We start from the raw sequence: 20,322 nt of genomic DNA on the forward strand, positions 1-20,322 counted from the left end.
GCGCCCAGCGTTGGCCAAGGGCGCCGCTACCGATGGCTCGCCCGCCAAAGCTGCAGGTATTTTCCCACCTGAGCGCACTCGATGCGCTGATACGGAGCCGGGAGCGACGAGAGGAACTTCTTGCCGTACCCCTTGGTCACCAGGCGGGAATCGGCCAGCACGAGCACACCGGAATCGGTCGACGTCCTGATCAGACGGCCGGCGGCCTGCTTGACTTCCAGCACCGCCTCGGGCAGCGAGTAGCGGGCCCATGCCCGATCCTCGCGCACGCCGCGCTCACATGAGAGCGGGTCCGTCGGGCTGGAGAACGGCAGCTTGGGAATCACCACGCAGCGCAAGGTCTCGCCGGCGGCATCGAAGCCTTCCCAAAACGCCTTGAGAGCAAACAGCGAACTGGCGGTATCGGAGAGGAACCGGTCGCGCAGCAGCTTTGCGGACGCCATTTTTCGCTGGCAATCGAGCGACAGCCCCTCCTGCGCCAAGCGGGGCGCAACCCGCTCGAACAGCTCCTCCATATCGCGCCTATTGGTGAACAGCGTGAGTGTCGAGCCGCCCATGGACACATGCACATCGACCAGCAGACACTCCATGGCGTCGAGGTACGCCGCCCGATTGCGGGGGTCGGGCAGGTCCCCCGCGACCACGACCGCCATGTTGCGCTCAAAATCGTAGCTCGAGTCGAGATGCAAAGAGCGATACGCGCGCCGGTCGAGGCGGTCAAGCCCAACCGCATGGGTGAAGTGGTCAAAACTGCCCGACACGGTCATGGTCGCCGAGGCGAAGATAGCGGTATGCATCTCCGGCAACCAGCTCTCCGCCAATGCCTCACCGATATCGAGGCGCTCGGCGCTCAGGCTCTCCCCACCGGCCTTGAGGCGCCGATTCACCTGGCAGGAATAGACGTATCGCTCGTCCGTTCCCAAGACCACGAGCTTGAGGGCGTCGAGCGTCTCCTTAAGACGCCGTTGGCCGTCCGCCACATCCGTCACGAACTCGGGCTTTTCCTGGGCGACCGTCTCCACGAGCGATGCGAGGTTCTTGGAGGCCTCATCGAGCGCGTCGAGCGCGGTCTGCGCGACCTCGGCGAACACGCCCCATGCGTCGCTCTCGCGCGTCTCGCGGCTAATCCACATGTTCGCGTTGTCATAGGACCCGTCCGCACGACCCGAACGCACAAGATCGCGCACGGCGTCGAACAGCTCGGCCATGGCGAGGGACGCCCGCTGCGTCGTCGCGGTCGCCTTTGCGGTGAGCCCCATGAACAGCGTCGCCGCGTCGGACGTGGCAAGGTCGCGCGCGATCTTGCCCAGTGCGCCCGTGCGCGCGCCGCCCAAGCGCTCGAAGATCGACCGGCTTTCCTCGGCCGAAACCGTGAGCGCCCACTGACGTCGCGCCTCGGATTCAATGGAATGGGCCTCGTCGACCACCCAATGGCGAATGGGGGGCAAGATCTTTCCATCTGCCGCCACGTTGCGGAAGAGCAACGAGTGATTGGTCACTACCACGTCCGCACGGGCTGCACGGCGGCGGGAGCCGTGTACCATGCACTTATCCGGGTAAAACGGGCACAGCCGGCGAGCGCACTCGCGAGAAGACGTGGTGAGATCCGCCTTGCGGACGCTCCTCCAGCGAATCCCCAGGCTGTCGAGGTCGCCCGCAGGCGATTGGCAGGCGTAGGCGTATATGACGGCGATCGCGGTCAGGGTATCCGCCGGATCGCGCGTAGTCTGCACCTCGTTAGCGCGGGCAAGGCGCTCGAGCTTGCGCAGGCACGGATAATGGTCGTATCCCTTGAGGGCGCAATAGGCAAGGCCGCCCTCCATCTCGCGGGCCAGGCGCGGCAGCTCGTGGTGGATGAGCTGGTCGGCCAGGTTGTTCGATTTGGTGGCGATCCCCACCGTGATGTTGTTGCGCTTGGCGGCTTGGGCAAAGGGGACCAGATAGGCGATCGACTTGCCCACGCCCGTGCCCGCCTCTATCACGCGGTGCGTCGATGTCGCGAGCGCATCCCGGACCTCAGCCGCCATCTGCACCTGCTCGGCGCGCGGCTCATACCCTGGATACATGCGATTTACCAAGCCGCCCGGCTCAAAGCACGCCTCCACCTCGTCGCGGGAGGGCAGCTCAAGACCGGGGAGCTCGTCGGCGTCCATGCGCGCCGCCGACGACGCCGGCGTCGCGGCGTCCGCCGCCAAGATCTCCTGACGGGCGCCCACCAGCGAGAAGACGGCATCGGGGTGCAAGCCAGCCAAAAAGCTGAATATCGGCCGGTAACTCCACGCAACATCCGGGTGCATGTCCGCCAGGCGGCGCATCAGGCCAGAGGGCAGGTCGTCGAGGGCGCACAACAGGATGCGCCACACGCCGCACAGCGCCTCCACGTCCGCGTTTGCGCGGTGCGACACGCCCGAGCACCCGAACAACTCGGCCATGGAGGCGAGCTTATGCGAGCTCAGACGCGGCAGGGCAATGCGCGAGAGCGCGAGCGAGTCGATCCAAATGTCGGTCACCTCGGCCCCGCCCGAGACCGCCTCGATGAACCCACGGTCAAATGCGGCGTTGTGCGCGATCACCGGAGCTCCGCCCACAAAATCGGCGAGCCGTGCCACGGCCTCCTCGGCGGAGGGAGCATGCGCCACATCGGCGTTCGTGATGCTCGTGAGCTCCGTGATCTCCGCCGGGATGAGCGCGTGCGGCTTGATGAAGGTGTCGAAGCGCTCGACGACCTCCCTGCCGCGCAGGCGCGCGGCAGCAATCTCGATGAGCTCGTTCTCCCGGTGGGAAAGACCCGTCGTCTCGGTGTCGAGCACCACCACATCGTCTTCTATCAGGCCAAACGAACGGGTCTCCGCACGGGCGGAGAGCGTCGCATACGCATCGATGACCTCCTGCGGGGTGCCCGGGAGCACCGCCTGCGCCATCGCCAGGGGGGAGGCGGGGACAGACACGCTCATCGACCAGCTCGCTTGAGGGCCAGATCGACGAGTTCGGCACACAGCTCGCTGAACGGGATGCCCGCATGGCGCGCCTCGTCGGGTACGAGCGACTCGGGCGTCATGCCGGGGATGTTGTTCGTTTCGAGAATAACGGGCCCGTCTTCCGTCACGATCACGTCCGTACGGGAGATGCCATACAAGCCGAGTGCCTCGTGCGCGCGACATGCGATCTCCTGCACCTGTGCATACACGTCCTCGGGCAAACACGCGGGGATGCGGTGAAGGTCCTTGGGATCCGCGTATTTGACCTCAAGGTCATAGAACTCGGACTGCTCGGGGACGAGGATCTCGACCACCGGCAGGGCGCGGAGCGTCTCGCCATCGCCCACGGCGGCAACGGAGCACTCCGTTCCGAATACGCGCTTTTCGACCATGACCTTCTCGCCGTGCTCGAACGCCACCTCGATGGCGTTCGCCAGCTCGGAGGGGTCTTTGGCGAGGGAGATGCCGTAGCTCGACCCATTAACCACGGGCTTGACGAAGCTCTGCTCACCCACCACCGCCACGATTTCCTCCAGCGGCAGCATGTCGGCGCGGCCGAACGTCACGCTCGGGGCAACGGGCAGCCCCGCGCGGCGGTACAGCAGCTTGGAAAGGTCCTTATCCATCGCGATACCGCTCGCGAGCGGGGAGGAAGCCGTGTAGGGAATGCCCAGGAACTCGAGGACGTGCTGAATCCTGCCGTCCTCGCCGCCGATCCCGTGCAGCGCGATAAAGGCGGCATCCCATCCGTCTCCCGTCATGCGCTCCAGAAACGTCGGCGCCGCGGGGTCGATGAGCTCGACCGACCCATAGCCCGCCTCCGTAAGCGCATGCACCACGTTTTTGCCCGACGCGAGAGAGATCTCACGCTCATCCGAGGTCCCGCCCGCGAGGACCGCAATCCTCAAATCCTGGCGTCCCGTCCTATCCATAATCCCGCCTTTCGCCCACGTTCACCGTCAGGGCGCGTCTTATCTGCGCGCCGCGGTGTCCATTTCACGCAATAGCCGCGCGTTTGCGCCTCAAACGCCCGACAATACCCTATTGTATAGGCATATATGCATCTGGGACGCCCTGGCGCCCCGCCACCGAAAGGCGACAAATGGAACGCATCACCCGTTCGCGCGATATACGCCTCCTCACGCTCGAGGAGTTGCAGGACCTGGTCAAAGAACTCGGGCAGCCGGCATTTCGCGCTAAGCAGCTCAACGAATGGATACATGATAAGAACGTATGTTCGTTTGACGAGATGACCAACCTTCCCGCGGCTCTTCGGGAGAAGCTTTCCGAGCGATTCTCGTTCAATGTGCCCGTGGAGCTCGTCAAGCAAGTTTCCAAAGACGGATCACGCAAGTACCTCCTGCAGTTCTCCGACGGCGTCTCCGTGGAGACTGTCGGCATGCCTAACCGCAACAAGCTCGCCGTCTGCATCTCCTCGCAGGCAGGATGCGCCATGGGCTGCGCATTCTGCGCCACGGGACTCGCAGGGCTCTCGCGCTCCCTCACGGCGCAGGAGATGGTCGATCAGGTTCTTCACGTTGCGCGAGACTTCGGCGAGCGCGTGACGAGCGTCGTCTTCATGGGCCAGGGCGAGCCGTTCGCCAACTTCGACGCTACCGTCCAAGCTCTTCGCATCCTTAACGACCCTGACGGACTCGCAATCGGCGCGCGCCACCTGACCGTTTCGACCTGCGGCGTCATCCCGGGCATCCGCAGATTCGCCGAGCTTCCCGAGCAATTCACGCTTGCCATCTCCCTTCACTCCGCGATTCAGGGCACCCGCAATCAACTCATGCCGGGGGTCAAGAAATACACGCTCCTTCGACTCCATGAGGCTATTCAGCTTTACGTCGAAAAGACCGGGCGCCGTCCGACATATGAGTTCGCCATGATCGATGGCATCAATGACACGAGCCCTGAGATGCAGGCTCTTGTCGACTTCTGCGCAGGAACGCTCTGCCACGTCAACCTGATTCAGCTCAACAACATTCCCGATAGCCCATTCCGTCCTTCGCCCATCGAGAAGGTCGAATCGCTCCAGCGTCGACTCACCATGCATGGCGTGGAGACGACCATCCGCAACTCCCGCGGCAGCGACATAGATGCCGCATGCGGCCAACTCAAGCAGCGCAGGTTCCGTGCCCAGTAGCGGCTTAATCTTAACCACTCGATCACATTGGCGCTTACCATGAAAGGAGGCTGCGAAGATATTCGCAGCCTCCTTTCATCTTGTTTTTTTTCGTAGCACCTAGCTAAAACCCGGCAGCATCCCACTGCCTCGAAACCCAATCCTGATTCACTTTCGGGTTGTTCGTCAAGCGCGCCGTACGTAGGGCGACCTCTTCGGACATCTCCTGAGCGCGGCGCCGCGGTTTATCTATGGCGCTCCCCAGGCGTTGCATCGCATGGCCTATCGAATCCCTGTTCTTGACAACTAGATAACCACCTGCGACTCCAAGAGCCAACCCCGATACCATGAGCATCAATTGGACCGAACGTCTCATGTCAGTCACGTCCCTCATCCGCTTCCACCATGGACATCAGGATACGCTGTAGATCATCCTCATCCTTGAACTCAATCTCGATTTTATTCTTACCCCGAGTCGAGCGCACCTTCACGTTGGTGTTAAAGAGCTGACGCAGCACACGCGCTGCCTTCTTATAAGACTGCGGCGTGACAGGACGCGGCGCGCGAGGCGTTTCTCCGACTGAAAACAACGGAGCGAGATTTTCAGTCGCGCGGACTGACAAACCTTCAGCTACAACCTTTTCAGCAAGTTTTATGCGGGCCTCTTCAAACGGAACTGCGAGAATGGCACGCGCATGACCTGCCGTCAACTTGCCCTCATACATCATCTGCTGAACCTGCTCAGGAAGGTCAAGCAGCCGAAGAGAGTTGGTGATGGTTGAGCGGGACTTCGAGACTGCCTTAGACAGTGCCTCCTGAGTCATGCCGCTCGCCTTAATGAGCTGGCGATATCCCTTGGCCTCTTCAATGGGATTCAAGTCAGACCGTTGAAGATTCTCGATCAACGCAAGCTCAAGCATCTTCTGATCATCAACGTCCTTGATGATCACCGGCACTTTAGTCAGACCAGCGATTTTAGAAGCTTGGTAGCGACGTTCCCCCGCAATAATCTCATACTTACTGTCATGTTTACGAACAAGCAGCGGTTGCAACACACCGTTCTCTCGAATCGACTCGCTCAATTCCTCAAGTGCTGATTCGTTGAAATGTGTGCGAGGCTGGTTCGGATTGGGGACAATATCCTCGATGGACATTTCAGTATCTGGCTGATTAAATCCCGTCTCCGACTGAGCCTCACCCATCAAGGAACCAAGACCTCTACCCAGCGCGGGCTTCTTTTTTGGACTAGGCACGACGAATCACCTCTTTTGCGAGATCCATGTATGCAATGGCACCCTTGTTCTGCGGTGCATACTCGATCACCGGCATTCCATACGATGGAGCTTCTGAAACCTTCACCGAACGCGGGATACAGGTCTTAAACGCTATATCGCCAAAGTAATTCTGAACCTCCTCAACCACTTGATTGGAGAGCGAGGTTCGAGAATCGTACATCGTCATGAGCACGCCGTACGTTTCAAGTTCCTTATTGATGCGTCCCTTCACCATGCGCATCGATTCAAGCAGCTTGGTAACGCCCTCCAACGCGTAATACTCGCACTGGATAGGGATGAGCACGCTATCCGCAGCGGCAAGCGCATTAATCGTCAATAACCCAAGTGATGGCGGGCAATCAATAAAGATAAAGTCGAACTCATCTTTCACAGGCTCGAGCAAATCCTTTAGTCGAGTTTCTCGAGCCATTGCCGAAACTAGTTCGATTTCAGCGCCGGCGAGCTGAATGGTCGCCGGAATGATAAATACGCGCTCACATACCGTGTCGTGGATCAACTCCTCGGCAGGCACATCATGGAGCAGTGCATCGTATATGCACTGTGACAGCTCTTCTTTATCAACACCAATGCCGCTCGTGCTATTACCCTGTGGGTCAAAGTCAACGATGAGCACCTTGCGTCCTTGTTTTCCGAGTGCTGCAGCCAGATTCACCGTCGTTGTGGACTTACCAACACCACCTTTTTGATTGATAATCGCAATGGTGTGCATTGGCTTGCTGCTTTTTGAACGCTTTACGTCTCGAAAACCCACGCTGCCTCCCGGATTGAAATAGTTGCGTTTCATGCTACATTTTCAGCAGTTTCACGTGAAACATGGCTCAAATTTCCTACGTTCCAAGCAAAACATCCCATCAATCATATTATGTTCCACGTGAAACCACCAGAGTGTAATTCTTGATTCTCAATATGCTTGTTCAATCGACTACAAGCACATGCAATTCCGATAATCAAAATTCCGATAATCAAGCAAATGCGTATATAACAACTAGTTTTTGAGAGCACTGTCGAGCATCTTCACATAACGGAGGTAGCAATTTGTATTTAAACATAATCTTGCCAACTCACGCTTAGCTACTCATTTTACGCTGCACGCTGCACGCTGCACGCTGCACGCTGCACGCTGCACGCTGCACGCTGCACGCTGCACGCTGCACGCTGCACGCTGCACGCTGCACGCTGCACGCTGCACGCTGCACGCTGCACGGAGTGATTATGTCACTCTCTCTATTTCAGTACTTGATTTCTTTTAGAACTTTATACGATTCGTAGTCATGTATCTATTTGGAATTCATTAAGTCAAATACACACTCAAAGTCCAACATAGGCCCTTAATCCTGGTAGATAGTCATATATCGAGCCAGATTACTCATTATCAAATGATTTCAATTCCAGCCTTAAGCATAATAGGGTTCTATGTTTCGCAACATGCCCGAATATTCTAGAGCTGAAGTTTCTAGTTCTCGAGCTCCAATCTGAGAACATGTACCTTATCTCAACCATCGTATGCATAACATCGTTCAGTACTCAATGAGTCAGTGGTGTTCCTTTGTTTCACGTGAAACAAAGGCCGCTCACATGGAGCGGCCTTTAAAAAAGAGACACATCAGCTATACGAGCGATTGCTTCTTTGCCAAACCAACAGGTCGCGGAAGCTTCACACGAGGTTCCATGACTTTTTGATACAGGAAGACGGTGCGGTGCCCAAGATCACGTGGTAGATCAAATTCATCAACACCAACGAGCTCAAGACCGCATACCTCGGCTGTGCGTTCCGCAAGACGTTTCTCATCATGCGACGGATTGGCTTTCGCAACAATCAGATAGCCGTCATCCTCAAGAAATGGTGCCCCATACTCAACAATGAGATTCATCTGGCCGACGGCACGGGCAAAGACAACATCAAATGAAGCCGCCTCATTCAGAGCATAAGATTCACACCTCTCATGGACGGAATGAGCGTTTGAAATGCCCAGCTCATCAATAAAGGCATTGACAGCGTTGACCTTTTTGCGGACAGAATCCAGCAAGATACCCTCGCACCCCGTATAGACGGCAAATGGGATACCAGGGAATCCAGCCCCAGTACCCATATCGAGGAATCGCTCAGGTTCAATGGGAAGATCGCAAGTGAGTGCAAGCGAATCGACAACGTGGAGAACAAGCGCCTCGTGAATGTCCTTAATGCGAGTCAGATTCATATACTGATTGACCTGGTTCACAAGCAGCAGATGCTGCACGCACGTCTTCGCACAGGCAAGGTCAATGTCAATCTCCATAGTCTCGCACAACGATACAAGCTCTTGGACGAGCTGATCGACCTGCTGCTCAGACTCAGCTAAGGGTTGAAGCTGAATGGTACGAGTTGTTTCTTCGGTCATAATCCATCCAATCGTTTGTGACTGAAATCAGTGTATCAAGAACTTCAGTCATAAGAAAAGGGCACCCGAAGGTGCCCTCTAGGAATACGTTGGTTTCGCTATCGAAGCGTAATGACCACTCGACGTTCAGGATCGACACCTTCGGAGTGCGTATCGATCCGATCGTCGTCACGAAGCGCGATGTGAACAAGTCGACGCTCGTAAGCACTCATAGGAGGAAGGTTCACCGTGCGACCTTGTGCCACAGCACGAGCGGCAGCGCTCTTCGCCATCCCGATCACCTTATCGTGGCGGCGGCCCTTATAGCCCTCAACATCAATGGAGACAGGATAGCGGAAACCGAGCTTACGGCTTACCAGCAGCGAAACCAAAGTCTGGAGGGACTCGAGCGTGCGACCATGACGACCGATCAATACGGCAAGATCTGGAGCGGTGATGTCGAGGATCAACTCACCCTCATCGCCCTCGTACTCATCAATAGGAGAGTCATCGGCATCGAAGTGGACGAGGATCGAACGCACGACCGAGATTGCCACATCTGCAACTGTATCCAATTCCTCATCAGTCAGCTCAAGACCGGCCTTGTAGTGAGCAGCGATTTCTGGATAATCACCAGCAATCTCATCACAAGACGGCGCCGGGGTCTCGTCTTCCAACTCTGCAATACGCTCGTCAGCCATGATGTTCTCCATTGTTAGGTACCTAATAAAGACTGATTCCCGGTACTTGAGTACCAGAGACTAGCGGCTCTTATGCGGGCGTTTCTTGTGCTCGCGGCGGACGACGTCGACCTCGATGGGAGCATTCGTCATGCGCTCCTCCTCCTCGGCCTTGGCCTTCTCGATGACCTTCTGGGTAACGAAGATCTGCTGGATGACCTGCCATGCGGAGGACACATCATAGTACAGCAGCACGCCGGCGGGAAGGCCCCATCCCATGAAGAGCATCATGATCGTCATGACCACCATCATCATCTTGGTGCTCTGGGCCTGCGCACCCGTCTGGTTGCGCGTCATATACATCTGCGGGATAAAGGTGAGCACGCCAAACAGGATGAGGGCCAGCAGATACGGCAGAGCGGCGCCAAAGCCGTCCACAAAGGCCTGCGCGGGAGACATGACGAGGTTGGGCAGGATGTTGTAGAAGGAGAAGCCCTGCTCGGCGGCATCCGGGAAGTAATGACCCAAGTCGCGCAGCAAATTGAACAGCGCGATCAGAATCGGCATCTGAATGAGCAGGGGCAGACAGCCACCCAAGGGGTTGAACTTGTTCTCAGAGTAGAACTTCTGCATCTCCTCGGCCTGACGCTGCGGGTCGTCGGCATAGCGCTCCTGAATCTCCATGAGCTTGGGCTGAAGTACCTGCATACGCGCGGTCGACTTGGTCGACTTGAGCATCATGGGGGTCAAGGCGAGGCGGATAATCACCACCAGAATGATGATGGAAAGACCCCAGTCACCCGCGAAGCCCTGAATGAGCTGCAGCGCCTGGAAGAGAATCTGAACAATCCAGTCCCACATACAAACAATCCTATCGTTAGGAACCAATACTTACGGTACGGGGTCGTATCCGCCGGCATGAAAGGGATGGCACCGCAAGATGCGGCGCAAACCCAGCCAACAGCCCCTGACCACGCCATATTTCTCTATTGCCTCAACAGCATACTGAGAACAGGTGGGGATGTATATACATGCATCCGGCAAAACGGGTGAAATTCTTCGCTGATACCAGTGAATCGCGGCAAGAAAAAACCGTTTGATCATCGCTGATCCGCTACGAACGCGCAGAGGGCGCAGCCACACGGGCGCGCCGCAATAGCGTCTGGAGCGCCTCGCGCATCTCCTCGGGCGATGCCGAGCGCGTGCGGGGCGTTGCGAATAGGATGATCTCACGGCCTTCGATGGGCAGCTGGCATGAACGGGCGGCCTCGCGCAACACGCGTTTGGAGCGGTTGCGCACCACGGCGTTCCCCAGCCTTTTGGCAGCAGCGAAGGCGACCCGAGCCGGATCGCCTTCGCTGACACAATCACATATAACCATGCGAATCAGGGGGTGGTTGAGTCGCTTCCCCTGAGTGAATACCCGCTCAAAGTCCTGATGGGACTTGATGGTCTGCATGAGAGCTTAGTTGTCGCTCACCGTGAGACGCTTGCGGCCCTTGGCACGACGACGGGCGAGCACGGCGCGGCCGGCCTTGGTGGCCATACGGGCACGGAAGCCGTGGGTCTTGGCGCGCTTGCGCTTGTTAGGCTGATAGGTACGCTTCATGGTTAACATCCTCCTGGTGCGTTTCGACTACTCGAAAAAAGTACGCGTGAGCTAAGAGATTGTAGGGAATATGGTGCGGGAATGTCAATCTTAAAGCCATGAAATGCGCACACTTTCCGGACGTACCGCAATCGATGTCCACGGGAGGCAAAGCGTCACGAGTATCTTTCAGAACTTTTCACTCAGTTTTCCACAGGTTGTTAGCTATTTGTTGATAACTTTTCAGTTCTTTCCAACACTTTTCAACATATTGGGAAAACATGTTGAAAAGTTTTGAAAGCTTCCACTGTGACCTGCTATCCTATGCTCACGGCAAACGTAGAAAGAACGCACCATGTCAGAAGACTTCTACCCTTTTGTGGATTCCGGAGACCCGGCTCCGGACAATATGCACCTCGTTGGCGGAGGGCGGCGCGCGGAGCCGGTGGAAAACGATGGGGAATCCACCGAGGCACTGGAAAAGCCCACCTACACCACACGCATATCCGTGTATGACGACATGTTCTCGACGCCGCGGGTGATCGTGGTCGAGCAGAGCGATGTGCGCACGTACCTCGAGGATGTGACCAACACGGTCCACCGCACCATGAAGGAGCAGGGCGGTCACCTCTCCCTCATGATCATTCGCGAGCTTGTGGAGAACTTCATCCACGCGCAATTCAGCGAGCCGGTCATCTCGATTCTGGACGACGGCGACACCATCAGGTTCGCGGACCAGGGCCCCGGCATCAACGACAAGGAGCGCGCGTTCGAGTTTGGCGTGACGAGCGCCGATCGCTCGAAGAAGCGCTATATACGAGGGACCGGCGCGGGGCTGCCCATGGTCCAACAGTATGTCGAGGCGGCGGGCGGCGCCATCTCGGTGGAAGACAACTTGGGCGCTGGCACGGTCGTCACGGTCAGCGTCAACGCGGCGCGCGTGGCGGAGATCGAGCGCGCCGTTTCACGTGGAGCGGCCGTGCGTGGCGGGCACCACAACGACGGGACGCCCGGAACGGCGAACGCGGCGGTGCCTGGAAACCCCACGTACGCGCAACCGGGCTCGGCGGCGATGGCGACCAATCCGGGGCAGATGCCAGGCGTTGGAGCATTTCCCGACGGGATGCCGGGGATGAGTGAGGCAATGGCCCTGCCTCCCCAGGCGCAATGGCCCGGGGCGCCCGTACCGAACATGATGCCGGCAGGCATCGCAGAGTCCGCGGGCGTGCAGACTCAACATGCGGGCAATCACGCCGCGATGACGCCCGGGGCATTCGACGGCGCGGGGCAGGCGCACCCCCAGCACGCGACGGGTACGGCGCCGGGGCAGCCGGCCTACGTCAATCCGGGCGAGCGGGCAATCCCGGGCGCGCCATACCCTGGGTACTACCAACAGGGATATCCATGGCCGGGAACCGCTCAGGCGGGATGGCAGGCATACGGGAATCCCGCCAATCCGTACACCATGACAGGCGCCTACGGCGCGGCCCAGCCCTACGGCGCGCCCCAGGGCTGGCAGCAAAGCGCAATGCAGCCCCCTCAATATCCCGCAGCGGTACCGCCGTCGAACATGGGCGGCGAGGCACCGGAGAGCCCCAAGCCCCCAAGCCCGTACGTCACCGAGCGAGGTTCGCTGGCCCTGCGCTTCATCGCGCAGAACGGCAAGGGCGGCCCCACCGACCTCACGCGGGCGTTTGGCAATTCGGATGCGACCTGGTCGCGCGAGCTCGACACGCTGGCGGGAACGGGACTCATCTACAAGCGCGGTCAAAAATACGTCCTCACCGAGCTTGGCCAGGGATGGACCCAACAGCAATGACGAACGCCGAGGACCGCATGCCGGCAACAAGGCGCAGCGAGCGCGGGCATCACCAAACCGCCCAGAGATAAGGAATGTGCAAGATGGAAAACGAAGCGCGGATTCTCCTCGACGACGTGATCGAGTTCTGCCGGCGCGACGGGCGCGAGCCGCGACTCATCAACATGCTGGAGCAGTGCGGCGCGTCGGACTTTGACGATGAATCTCTCACCGTCGCGGTACCGAGCCGCTTTGCCTGCACGTACCTGGAAAAACAGCGCGAGGTCATCGAAGGCTACCTGGAGGAGATCTCGTTTATGCCCATGCGGCTCGAGGTCGTCGTCGAGGACCGAAACGCAGGATGCCGCGGTGCGGGCAAACGGACCGCAGCCGCGGTCGAGGCGACCCCGGGCGCGGGCGAGCCGACCCTGGCGAGCATCCTTGCGCAGGCGGAACAGGATGACGATGCACCCGAGGACATGGCGACGTTTCCCGGCGTGTTCGACCACGTTCCCGCATATGCCGAGGCGGGGCGCGTCGGCGGTGCGCCCGAGCCGTCGCCCGTACCGCGCGCCGGTCGCCCGAACAACATGCAGGCGGACGCGATGAACCCCGCGCCCATACCCTCGCCGGCGCCCGCATCGCCGCACAAGCAGGCGGGCACCGAGGAGGCCCGCAGCGGAATCAACGTGGTCAACACCGTATCAGCCGACACGTTCCGCCGCATGATGCAGGAGATGCGCGGCGCGCAGGCGAGCGGAACCGCCGGAGCGAGCGCGAGGGTAGCCGACGGGCATTACGGTCCATCGGCGGCGAGCGGCGGGGGCGTCGCACCGGCCGCGCGGATGGATGACGCCCCGGTTGCCGACATCAACGCCAAATACACGTTCGAGAGCTTCGTGGCGGGAGATGAGAATCGGCACGCGTTCAACAGCGCCATGCGCTTCGCCGCGTTCGCTGAGGAGCCGGGGCAGTGCCCGTCGCTGTTCATCTACGGCAACTCCGGCCTTGGCAAAACGCACCTGCTGTTCGCCGTGCGCAACTACCTCGCCAAGGAAAAGCCCTACATCCGCGTCAAGTACGCGAACTCGCAGGCCTACCTCGACGACTACATGAACGAACTCGGCACGCAGCGCGGGCCGGGCAGCCTCATCATGCGCGAGTACCGCGATGCCGACATCCTCATCATCGACGACGTCCAGAACATCGTGGGCAAGCAGGCCTCGGTCGAGTTCTTCTTCCAGCTTGTCGACAGCTTCATTCGCGAGGGCAAGAAGATCGCCTTCGCCTCAGACCGCGCGCCCAAGGACCTCGCCATGGACGAACGGCTCACGAGCCGCTTTAGCCGCGGCATGCTGTGTCTGGTGTCGGAACCCGGCTTTGAGATGAAGTACGTCATCCTCAAGCGCTACTACGAGAACATCATCAACGGGTCGGAGAGCCTCGACGGGCTCAATGTCGACACCTCGCTGCTGTCCATGCTGCCCGAACACGAGGGGCACCTCACCGACGAGCACCTGCGCCACATGGCGGAGATCTCGGGCAACAACATCCGCAACCTCGAGAGCTTCTGCGAGCGGTGCGCCGGCCTCGCCGCAGAGCGCGAGGCGGCGGGCGGGGAGCTCTCGGCCGAGGACATCGACGAGACGGCCAAGACCTACTTCAACACCGCGCGCAAGGTCATCCACATCGACACCGTGCAGCGGGTGGTGGAGGAGTTCTACCACGTAAGCCACGAGGAGCTCATAGGCCCCCGCCGCACGGCGAGCATCGCCTTCGCGCGCCATGTCGCGGTGTACCTGGCCAACAGCCTGTGCGAAATGACCACGCCGGCGATCGGGGCGGAATTCGGCGGGCGAGACCACTCGACGGTGCTCAACTCGCTCAAGGTGGTCGAGAACAAGATGCGCGAGGACCGCAGGATCTGCGAGGACCTGCAAAACCTCAAGAACACGATCATGCTCAAGTCGTGACCGACCGCCCCGGCACGTTTGACGGTGCTGCCGACTGGGCGACGCAGCCACGTGTCCCGGGCGCCCATCGGGAGGCCAACGCCACCGATGGGCGCCTCGGGCACGCGCCCGACTGTCCCGCAGCCCCCAAAAACGCACCCGCGCGCGGACCGAAAACCGCAAACGCCGTGTGGATAACGTGTTGGAAACCGGGGGTAAAAGATGGGGACAAACCCCGGCTTTTGGTTGAAAGAAAACGGGGCTAAATCTGGATGGGTAGAACTGCGGGGTTGTCTACAATGGATTGTTGAGAGAAATCGCCACGACCAACTGGGCAAACAGGAGTAGTCCACACCGTCCACTGGGTTATTACTGTTATTACCTATATATATTTAAGAGAGGAATAATAAAGAGATGAAGTTCACGGTCAGCCAGTCGGCACTATCCGATGCCATCGCCGTCGTCATGAAGGGCATCGCGCCCTCATCGACCCTCCCCATCCTCTCCGGCGTCCTCGTGCGCGCCGCCGACGGGGTACTCGAATTCCAAACCTCCAACTACACCATCTCCATTCGCCACCGCATCGCCGCGCGGGTTGACGAGGAGGGGCAGGTCGTCATCCCCTGCAAGATGCTCTCCAACATCGTGAAGACCCTCCCGGACGCGCCGGTGGAGTTCGAGCTGTCCGAGCGCCAGGTCACCATCACGTGCGAGCGCTCGGCGTTTCGCCTGAACACGCTCGACGCGGGCGATTTCCCCGAGTTCCCCACCTTTGCCCTTGAGCGCTCCGTCGAGCTGCCCGCGAACATCCTGACCGAGATGGTGGGCCGCGTGTGGCGTGTCACCTCGACCGACAAGAACCGCCCCGTGCTGAACGGCGTGTACATGACGGTCGAGAACAACACGATTCGCCTGGTCGCGACGGACTCCTACCGCCTGGCGGTGTGCGACACGCAGGTTGAGACCTCCACGCTCGAGGGCAGCTTTGAGCTGAACGTCCCCGCCGACGCCTTCAACGACGCGCTCGCCATCACGGGCGGCCAGGGATCTATCCTCATCGGCTCCACCGACACGCAGGTCGTGTTTGTGGCGGGAAACACCACGTATGTGGCGCGCCGCATCGAGGGCGTGTACCCCAACTACAAGGCGCTGCTCCCCGCCGCCTGCGCCACCACGGTCAAGATCGACGTCGCGGCGCTCACCTCGGCCCTCAAGCGCGTGTCCACGGTCGCCCAGGCAAACTCCGCCGTCAAGTTCGACATCTCCACCGAGACGGGCTCCATGGTGCTTTCCGCCATCTCGAACGACCAAGACGCCGCCACGGCCACCGTCGAGGTCGAGGCGGAGGGAGCGTCGGGCGTCATCGCGTTCAACTACCACTACATCTTCGGTTGCCTGAACGTGCTCTCGCGCGAGAAGGAGATCACCCTGGAGCTGCAGAGCTATAACCAGGCGGGCGTGTTCAAGTCCTACGACAAGATCAACTACCTGTACCTGGTCATGCCCGTGCGCATCTAGAGCGCGCGCGAGGGGAGCCCGCCGCATCCTTGGCCAGCGCCCCGCCGCCATCGCCGCCGATTATTTCTCACCGAGGTTGCCCCATCATGACCATTGCCGCGACGGAGCTGTCCGTTGTCCAATATCGCAGTTTCGCCGAGTACGCGCTCCGACTCGACCCGCATGTGACGGTCCTGGTGGGACGCAACGCCGTGGGCAAGACGAATTTGGTCGAGGCACTGCAGCTGCTCACCGCCGGCTCGTCGTTTCGCAAGCCGTCTTCTTCGGAGCTGCTGAGGCAGGGCGCTCCCGCCGGCCGCGCGCGCCTGCTCCTCGAGGGCGAGGGCCGGCGTTTGGAGATGGGCCTTGAGCTCGCCGAGGGAAAGCGGTCTTTCACGCGCAACGGCAAGCGCACCACCGCCTCCGGCGTACGCGGAGTCTTGCCCAGCGTGTTGTTCTGCCCGGACGACCTCGATATGGTCAAGCGCTCGGCGTCCGCCCGCCGCGCCGCGCTCGACTCCTTTGGCGTGCAGCTGAACGACCAGTACGCCAAGCTGCTCTCGACGTACGAGAGGACGGTCGAGCAGCGCAACAACCTCCTGCGCGACTGTCCCCCTGCGGATTTGCTCGAGGTCTGGGACGAGTCGCTGGCCGTCACGGGCGCCCAGCTGCTCATGCACCGCCGCGCCCTGCTCGCGCGCATCCGCGGGCATTTCGTCGAGGTGTACCGTGCGATCGCCCCGCATGAGACGCCGGACGTGGCGTATGAGTCGACGCTGGGCGAGCTGGGCGACGAGCGGGAGGCCATCGCGGAGCAGTTTCGCCGGGAGCTCCTCGCCCGGCGCGCGGATGAGCTGCGCCGCGGCATGACGCTCGTGGGCCCGCATCGGGACGAGATCGCGTTCACCATCGACGGCCGCGCCGCGCGGGACTTTGGCAGCCAGGGGCAGCAGCGCTCGATCGTGCTGGCGTGGAAGATCGCCGAGGTGCAGGTGACGCGGGATATTTTGGGCCGCCCCCCGCTCCTGCTTTTGGATGACGTGATGAGCGAGCTCGACGCCTCGCGGCGCGAGGCCATCATGGGGTTTGTCGCCGATGACATCCAAACGGTCATCACCACGACGAATCTCGGCTACTTTACGGACAGAGTGCTCGACCGCGCGCGCGTCGTGCATGTGGGCACCTCAAATTAGGGACTGTCCCTTTTTGAGGTGGCGGAAAGGTGGGAGTGAATGGGTCGTGTGACCGAGAAGGGCCGTCTCAACGCCACGGTGGGTTTGGGCGATTTCATCAACTCCGAGCGGAGCCGGCTGTATGACGGCGCCACGCCCGAGCGGCGGCGGCAGTTCAAGCAGGCCGAGCGCCGCCGCGAGGTGTTCCACGCATGGAACCAGATCTGCGCCAACACCCGCGAGGGCAAACACGTGACGGGCCTGCATTACGTGCCCGAGCGCGATGAGCTCGTGGTCTACACCGACGGCGCGTCGTGGACGCAGGAGCTCACCATGATGCGCGAGATCATCCGCGCGCGCATGGAGCGCTTGGGCGGGTCTGTGGGCAACATCGTGGTCAAGACCACGCGCCCCGGCTTTGCCAAAAAGTCCGAGGGGTAGCACCTCAATTTAGGGACAGTCCCTAAATTGAGGTGGGTGCGCGGGCCGCTGCGACGGGCTTGCGGCGGCACGTCGGCGGTGAACCACCGATTGAGGGCTCATGTCCCGCAAATCGCCTCTCAGTGGCTTGTAGAGGTATTCCGAACCTTTCGCGCGCCGCGTTTTACCATTGGATCATGGGATAAACTGTCAAGGTTAGCCATATTTCACACTACAAAGGGAGAATACGTGGCGAATGAGAACGAATACGGCGGAAACGAGATCAAGGTCCTCGAGGGCCTTGAGGCGGTTCGCGTCCGTCCCGGTATGTACATCGGCTCGACGAGCTCCACGGGCCTGCATCACCTGGTGTGGGAGATCGTGGACAACTCCGTCGACGAGGCGATGGCCGGCTTCTGCACCAAGATTGAGGTCACGGTGCATCCGGACAACTCGATCACCGTTGTGGACAACGGCCGCGGCATCCCGGTTGACGAGCACCCCGTGAAGAAGATCCCGACCCTCGAGGTCGTCATGACGATCCTGCACGCGGGCGGCAAGTTCGACAACTCCGCCTACAAGGTGTCCGGCGGCCTGCATGGCGTCGGCGTCTCCGTCGTCAACGCGCTCTCCAAGAAGATGAACGTCCAGGTCCGCCGCGACGGGCACATCTACGAGATGGAATTCTCCCGCGGCAAGACCACGCAGAAGATGCGGGAGATCGGAACATCCGAGACCACGGGCACCACCACGACGTTTTGGCCCGACGAGGAGATCTTCGAGACCACCGTCTACGACTACGACATCCTGCGCACGCGCCTGCAGCAGACGGCGTTCCTCAACAAGAACCTGAAAATCGTCCTCAAGGACGAGCGCACGGCCGACCCGCTCGTGGAGGAGTTTTGCTACGCCGGCGGCATCGTCGACTTCGTCAAGTTCCTCAACGAGGGCAAGACGGTGCCCGAGGGCCTCAAGCACCCGATCTATTTGTCCGGTGAGTCTGAGCCCGGCGCGCCCGTCGAGAAGATCGGCGAGGTCGAGGTTGCCATCCAATGGAACACCTCGTACTCGGAGAACGTGGTGTCCTTTGCCAACGACATTCGCACCATCGAGGGCGGCATGCACATGGAGGGCTTCCGCGCGGCGCTCACGAGCGTGATCAACGACTACGCGCGCAAGAACAACATCCTGAAGGAGAAGGAGGGCAACCTCACGGGCGATGACATCCGCGAGGGCCTCACCGCCGTGGTGTCCGTCAAGCTGGCCGACCCGCAGTTCGAGGGCCAGACCAAGGCCAAGCTCGGCAGCTCCTTCATGCGCACCCTCACTCGCAAGGTCGTCTCCGAGGGTCTTGCCGATTTTCTCGAGGAGCACCCCAAGCAGGCCCGCGAGATCATCAAGAAGGCCCAGCAGGCGTCCAAGGCCCGTAACGCCGCCCGCAAGGCCCGTGAGGCCACGCGCCGCAAGAGCCTGCTCGAGACGGCGAGCCTTCCCGGCAAGCTTGCGGACTGCTCCGTGCGCGATGCCGAGCTGACCGAGCTTTTCATCGTAGAGGGCGACTCGGCAGGCGGCTCCGCCAAGGACGGCCGTCGCCGAGACATCCAGGCGATTCTGCCCCTGCGCGGCAAGATCTTGAACGTCGAGCGCGTGGGTGACCACCGCGCCTTCTCCTCCGAGACCATCCAGTCGCTCATCACCGCCATCGGCTGCGGCGTGACGACCGGCAACGGCGACGGCGGCGATTTCGACATCACCAAGGCCCGCTACCACAAGATCATCATCATGACGGACGCCGACGTCGACGGCGCGCACATCCGCATCCTGCTGCTCACGTTCTTCTACAAGTACATGCGCCCGCTCATCGATGCGGGCTACGTGTACGTGGCGTGCCCGCCGATCTTCGGTATCAAGGTCCGCAACAAGATCCACTACGTGTACCCCAACGGCCGCCAGGCGGAGGACGAGATTCTGCGCGATTCCATCAAGGCGCTCGGCCTGAACCCGGATGAGGCCGATGACGAGCAGGCCAACGGCAAGGTCACCAAGAAGCGCAAGGGCTATACCGTCCAGCGCTACAAGGGCCTGGGCGAGATGGACCCCAAGCAGCTGGCGAGCACCACCATGGACCCCAAGACGCGCATCTTGCAGCGCGTGACCATCGAGGACGCCGTGGTCGCCGACCGCGCCGTGCGCGAGCTCATGGGCTCCGAGGTTGGGTACCGACGCGAGTACATCGAGAAGCACGCGCACGATGCGCGGTTCCTCGATGCCTGATGTTCCGCCGTTTTACCAAACGGCGGAATGGCTCGACGCCGCGCGGCTGCCAAGCACCTCGCCTTGCCGCTCAATGGTCGGTCGCGTGCGCACGTACGTTTCCCTCCTCTTTCACGGCAACCCAAGGCGCTTGTCAGTCGCTCGCTGACCGGGTACTCGACCAGTTGGCTGAGATGCGTTTCT

Annotated in this window: 17 protein-coding genes; 7 read left to right on the forward strand and 10 right to left on the reverse strand. The window is 60.6% G+C overall.

The genetic code is table 11. The features are described from left to right. Window positions 1–26: 26 nt before the first annotated feature. Together LK434_RS08465 and LK434_RS08470 are read right to left on the reverse strand one after the other, a co-directional pair. Window positions 27–2,954 (reverse strand): helicase C-terminal domain-containing protein, encoded by a 2,928-nt coding sequence (locus LK434_RS08465; RefSeq protein WP_006721846.1) that lies wholly within the window; start codon window positions 2,952–2,954, stop codon window positions 27–29. After that, the gene (locus LK434_RS08470) at window positions 2,951–3,910 is read right to left on the reverse strand and encodes a D-alanine--D-alanine ligase family protein (RefSeq protein ID WP_006721845.1); all 960 of its coding nucleotides are present in this window, start codon (window positions 3,908–3,910) and stop codon (window positions 2,951–2,953) included. Before LK434_RS08470 ends, LK434_RS08465 begins: the two co-directional genes overlap by 4 nt. Window positions 3,911–4,080: 170 nt before the next feature. Between LK434_RS08470 and rlmN the strand changes: the two genes are divergently transcribed. Further along, entirely contained in the window at window positions 4,081–5,127 is a 1,047-nt protein-coding gene (gene rlmN / locus LK434_RS08475) for a 23S rRNA (adenine(2503)-C(2))-methyltransferase RlmN (protein WP_006721844.1), read from the forward strand. A gap of 356 nt (window positions 5,128–5,483) precedes the next feature. Here rlmN and LK434_RS08480 read toward each other — a convergent pair whose 3' ends face one another. The 8 genes from LK434_RS08480 to rpmH form a co-directional block, all read right to left on the reverse strand. After that, window positions 5,484–6,308, reverse strand: a complete 825-nt coding sequence (locus LK434_RS08480; RefSeq protein WP_006721842.1) for a ParB/RepB/Spo0J family partition protein — start codon at window positions 6,306–6,308, stop codon at window positions 5,484–5,486. 43 nt (window positions 6,309–6,351) lie between these two features. Then, window positions 6,352–7,152, reverse strand: a complete 801-nt coding sequence (locus LK434_RS08485; protein ID WP_040361801.1) for a ParA family protein — start codon at window positions 7,150–7,152, stop codon at window positions 6,352–6,354. Window positions 7,153–8,008: 856 nt separating this feature from the next. Next, on the reverse strand, window positions 8,009–8,779 hold the full coding sequence (rsmG, locus tag LK434_RS08490; protein WP_006721840.1) for a 16S rRNA (guanine(527)-N(7))-methyltransferase RsmG: 771 nt from the start codon (window positions 8,777–8,779) through the stop codon (window positions 8,009–8,011). Between the two features lie 98 nt (window positions 8,780–8,877). After that, window positions 8,878–9,459 carry a Jag family protein gene (locus LK434_RS08495; RefSeq protein WP_083784253.1) on the reverse strand — a complete coding sequence of 194 codons (582 nt, stop codon included), beginning with the start codon at window positions 9,457–9,459 and terminating at the stop codon, window positions 8,878–8,880. Between the two features lie 60 nt (window positions 9,460–9,519). After that, window positions 9,520–10,299 (reverse strand): YidC/Oxa1 family membrane protein insertase, encoded by a 780-nt coding sequence (locus tag LK434_RS08500; RefSeq protein WP_006721838.1) that lies wholly within the window; start codon window positions 10,297–10,299, stop codon window positions 9,520–9,522. 30 nt (window positions 10,300–10,329) lie between these two features. Next, on the reverse strand, window positions 10,330–10,542 hold the full coding sequence (gene yidD, locus LK434_RS08505; RefSeq protein WP_006721837.1) for a membrane protein insertion efficiency factor YidD: 213 nt from the start codon (window positions 10,540–10,542) through the stop codon (window positions 10,330–10,332). A 10-nt stretch (window positions 10,543–10,552) separates the two neighbouring features. After that, entirely contained in the window at window positions 10,553–10,897 is a 345-nt protein-coding gene (gene rnpA, locus LK434_RS08510; RefSeq protein WP_006721836.1) for a ribonuclease P protein component, read from the reverse strand. A gap of 6 nt (window positions 10,898–10,903) precedes the next feature. After that, window positions 10,904–11,047, reverse strand: a complete 144-nt coding sequence (gene rpmH / locus LK434_RS08515; protein ID WP_039910401.1) for a 50S ribosomal protein L34 — start codon at window positions 11,045–11,047, stop codon at window positions 10,904–10,906. Window positions 11,048–11,381: 334 nt separating this feature from the next. Between rpmH and LK434_RS08520 the strand changes: the two genes are divergently transcribed. The 6 genes from LK434_RS08520 (at window position 11,382) to gyrB (ending at window position 20,139) form a co-directional block, all read left to right on the forward strand. Beyond that, window positions 11,382–12,845, forward strand: a complete 1,464-nt coding sequence (locus LK434_RS08520) for an ATP-binding protein (protein ID WP_006721834.1) — start codon at window positions 11,382–11,384, stop codon at window positions 12,843–12,845. 83 nt (window positions 12,846–12,928) lie between these two features. Further along, a complete protein-coding gene (locus LK434_RS08525; protein ID WP_040361728.1) occupies window positions 12,929–14,797 on the forward strand; it encodes a DnaA ATPase domain-containing protein in 1,869 nt (622 codons plus the stop codon). Window positions 14,798–15,190: 393 nt separating this feature from the next. Continuing rightward, the gene (gene dnaN / locus LK434_RS08530; protein WP_006721832.1) at window positions 15,191–16,294 is read left to right on the forward strand and encodes a DNA polymerase III subunit beta; all 1,104 of its coding nucleotides are present in this window, start codon (window positions 15,191–15,193) and stop codon (window positions 16,292–16,294) included. Between the two features lie 86 nt (window positions 16,295–16,380). Next, complete coding sequence (gene recF, locus LK434_RS08535; RefSeq protein WP_006721831.1) at window positions 16,381–17,466, forward strand: DNA replication/repair protein RecF; 1,086 nt, start codon at window positions 16,381–16,383, stop codon at window positions 17,464–17,466. 39 nt (window positions 17,467–17,505) lie between these two features. After that, the gene (locus LK434_RS08540) at window positions 17,506–17,886 is read left to right on the forward strand and encodes a DciA family protein (protein WP_006721830.1); all 381 of its coding nucleotides are present in this window, start codon (window positions 17,506–17,508) and stop codon (window positions 17,884–17,886) included. Between the two features lie 228 nt (window positions 17,887–18,114). Continuing rightward, window positions 18,115–20,139, forward strand: a complete 2,025-nt coding sequence (gyrB, locus tag LK434_RS08545) for a DNA topoisomerase (ATP-hydrolyzing) subunit B (RefSeq protein ID WP_006721828.1) — start codon at window positions 18,115–18,117, stop codon at window positions 20,137–20,139. The last annotated feature ends 183 nt before the right edge of the window (window positions 20,140–20,322 follow it).

Origin of the sequence: Collinsella stercoris DSM 13279, from assembly GCF_020735465.1 — a bacterium.
Taxonomy (GTDB): Bacteria; Actinomycetota; Coriobacteriia; order Coriobacteriales; family Coriobacteriaceae; genus Collinsella; species Collinsella stercoris.